Consider the following 497-nt stretch of genomic DNA (forward strand, 5'->3'; position numbering starts at 1 on the left):
CGCACCAGGTACTCGGCTTTCGGGCACCCACCGTTCAGCCACCCGGTGACGTCGTTCTTCGCGGCGTCGAAAACACCTTGGACGTCGGCGGCGGGGCCGGTGAGTCTCAGGGTGGCGTACCCGTCGCCGTGGTGGGTGACCCGTGCTTTCGGGGTGCGCGGTTCCGGCGCCTGCAGTTCGGCTTTCAGCTCTGCGGCGACGCGTCGGATGCGCGCCAGGTCCCCGGCGGTGTTGCACAGGCGCTCGATGTAGTGCCAACGCTTCGTCACGTCCTTGAGCGAACGGGCGGACCGTGTGATGTAGGCAAGTGTGTCCAACCTATGCCCATTGACGCGCGCGCCTTCTTGGGCACGCGCCTGGTACTTCGTGTGCGAGGTTTTCCCGCACAACACCGAAGCGGTGTCGCGTAGCTGCTTGGCGCGGTCGAGCTGGATGCCGTGCGCCTGCAACTGGGCAAGCGTGCAGCCGGCCGCTGCGTGAACGAAGTCGTATCCGCA

1 pseudogene is annotated in these 497 nt (G+C 66.6%); it reads right to left on the reverse strand.

Annotated elements, in window-relative coordinates:
* A pseudogene (locus HMPREF2550_RS12370) lies at window positions 1-497 on the reverse strand (hypothetical protein); the annotation flags it as partial.

The organism is Corynebacterium sp. HMSC074A01, from assembly GCF_001831515.1.
Lineage (GTDB): Bacteria > Actinomycetota > Actinomycetes > Mycobacteriales > Mycobacteriaceae > Corynebacterium.